3 protein-coding genes are annotated in these 2,856 nt (G+C 35.8%); all 3 read right to left on the reverse strand.

The genetic code is table 11. From position 1 onward, the window contains the following. On the reverse strand, nt 1-695 hold a 695-nt coding region (locus WG67_RS08210; protein ID WP_458694978.1), incomplete at its 3' end, for a Na+/H+ antiporter NhaC family protein. Nucleotides 696-1,723: 1,028 nt separating this feature from the next. Then, nucleotides 1,724-2,347, reverse strand: coding sequence for a heme ABC exporter ATP-binding protein CcmA (gene ccmA, locus WG67_RS01775; RefSeq protein WP_007548816.1), 624 nt, complete (start codon nt 2,345-2,347; stop codon nt 1,724-1,726). Nucleotides 2,348-2,350: 3 nt separating this feature from the next. Then, the gene (locus tag WG67_RS01780; RefSeq protein ID WP_010082661.1) at nt 2,351-2,782 is read right to left on the reverse strand and encodes a hypothetical protein; all 432 of its coding nucleotides are present in this window, start codon (nt 2,780-2,782) and stop codon (nt 2,351-2,353) included. Between the last annotated feature and the right edge of the window lie 74 nt (nt 2,783-2,856).

Raw genomic sequence — 2,856 nt, forward strand, 5'->3', positions numbered from 1 at the left:
GAAGGAATAATTTTTATTATAGAATAATAATCTAAATTTGATATAGAAATAATTTTTGTACTATTTGAGGCAACTGCTAGGTAGATGAGTGTTATAATGCTGGCAATAAGTGCAACTTTAGAGTTCATTTTAAGTTTATCTTTTGCTGAAGCTTCCTGTGAAGAAACAGATGCAATGGTGGTATCAGATATCATCGAAAGGTTATCGCCAAACACGGCACCACCTACTACAGTTGCAGTTCCTATTTCGAGACCAAAAGCTCCACTTTTTGCCAGATTAACAGCTATAGGTACCATCAGCGCAACAACTCCCATAGATGTGCCAATTGCAGTTGAAATAAAAGCAGAAGCCAAAAATACTCCAGGCAGCAGTAATCTTGCTGGAAGGAAATTAAGAATTAAATTAGCAACAGTGTCTGCGCTACCGATTGATTGAGTCACCGCAGAAAATGCTCCAGAAAATAAAAAAATTAAACACATAGTAAGGGTGTTTTTGTCACCCATGCCCTTGATAACAGTATCGATGTTATGCTGAATTTTATTTGTACCACGTGAGACAGCAAAAAATAGTGCTGGTAATAAGCAGATTACTGGTGAAACCTGATGAAGTGGATTATCAGTTCCGATAAAAGAAAAATAAGCACCACTTCCAAGATACAAGATTAAAAAAATAATCAAGGGGACAAAAGCTGTCATTTTACTGTACCTAAACTTGTAACTATAACTAATTAAGTGGTTTTAAGCAAGTTTGGTTTTCACTAGTTCTACAGGAAGTCAATAGCAGAGTTTTAAACTTCATATTTAATCTACTAAATAAATAGCACATGTAGCTTATTGCTTGACAATAGGATCTAATTGTTGTCTAGATTCCAGCATCACGCNNNCAACTGTACGAACATTTGTTTGCGAAGAAATGTTATAGCTGGTTTTGCCTCAAACACAAAGATGTCATCCGAGTAGCTGACTACTTGGATCCAGAAAATTTTGCTGCGAGTAAGCAAATTTGTTTGGTGAGCATAGAAAGTGGAATGTGTAAGCGCAGCCTCAACAGGTTGTCATCCAAGTAGCTGACTACTTGGATCCAGATTGGATACTGAGTTGGTGAGTATAAAAGTATAGCTAACGCGAGCTCTACGTCATACCGCCGCAGAATAATTAACCGTCATACCGCGATTCATTCGCAGTATCCCTTCGCGGTATCCCTTAGCCGCTAACAAGCAGCGGGATGACGGTTGTCGTTTAGCTATAAATATTTAAGAAATTTACTAAACAGAAAAAAAGGCAAAAGAAGCCCCGTGGTTGGCTAATTACTTACATTATACTTTCAAGTATGGCGTTTTTTTATTCTAAACGCTTAATAACCGCGACTCAGCTGCTTTTAAATGCAACTAACCTTAGCTATAAATATTTAAGAAATTTACTAAACAGAAAAAAAGGCAAAAGAAACCCTAGGGTAGCTAGTTATTCACTATCCATTTTTTAAGTTGGCGTTTTTTTATGTTTTAAACGCTTTATAAGCGCGTTTCAGCTTATGTAGGTAGAAGTTTGATAAAGACATAAGGTGCACATAGTGCAAAAAATTAAACATGAGACGCCAGATACGTGAGTTTTTTTGTCATTTAATCTGTACAGAGAAGATAAATAAATAGCTTCAGTGTTTATGATAAGGGGGCTGGCGGAGTTTGTCAAGCAAGTTTTTTATTTCTAGCGGTTGTTGCCAAAAACTATACAAGAAGTCTATTGAAATTACGTATATCAATCGTTGTAAAATCACACAATTGCTCTGTAGAGCTATGCCCTGTAATAATTACTATACCATTTTGCTCAGAGCGTATTGAGATTAGGTTCAGCACTAATTCACACGTTGCACTATCAAGATTACAAAATGGTTCATCTATCAGCCAAACGTTTGCATTAGAAATCAAGAGGCGAGCAAGCGCAACTCTCCTTTTCCAGCCTGCAGAAAGTTCGCCATATCTAATATTAAGTACAGGTTGCAACTGCAAGCAACAAATAGCTGCCACAATCAATTCTCTAGTATTTCGTATTCCTGCCCAGAATTCTACGTTTTGAGCAACAGTTAAGCTATCTTTACAGGCATTCTTATGGCCTATATAGACCATAGAAGATATATAGGATTTTGGATCATCATATATATCTTTTCCGCAGTGCCTTATATTGCCTGATACCGGCGGTAAAAGTCCAGATAAACTTCTAATTAAGCTGGTTTTACCACTACCATTTGGACCAGTGATTAGAATCTTTGATTTTAGCTCAGCTTTAAAACTGAGATTCTTAAATAGTACCTTATTATTACGAGTGCAGGATAAATTTTCACATTCAAGCATGGATTATCTGCCCTTTCCCTTATGTTTACCTTGAGTTGAAGCCTGAGCTTTTACAAACAGCTCCCAAAATCCTTTCTGTCCGCCTTCTCTATGTATCAATTGTGCAAAACGCTGCATTAAACCATTACCCATCATAACCATCTTTGTCCATTTACCTACCGGTTTTGCTATGTCAACTATTTCTGGATCTTCTTTATAAACTTGCACATCTTTTTGCTTCTCACGCAGTATTTCCTGTTGTTTCATCAACTCTTTTTGCTTATTTTTTTGATATAATTCATTGAATTTTCTGTCTTCTTCCCACTCTTCTTTAAAAACTTTTCTAGGAAATATGATTTTTCTAATGCGATTTTTGTATATTTTTCTCAAAAAGAGAAATACTTTGACTATAGCAAGTAATGCTATACTATATATAATAATTTGTCCGAAAGACATTTTCTGTACTCAGCTTACGCCACATTATATTATACCATAATTATAGAAATTGTGCAATTTTTGTGTGAGTAAAG

This window comes from Wolbachia endosymbiont of Drosophila incompta, from assembly GCF_001758565.1.
Lineage (GTDB): Bacteria > Pseudomonadota > Alphaproteobacteria > Rickettsiales > Anaplasmataceae > Wolbachia > Wolbachia pipientis.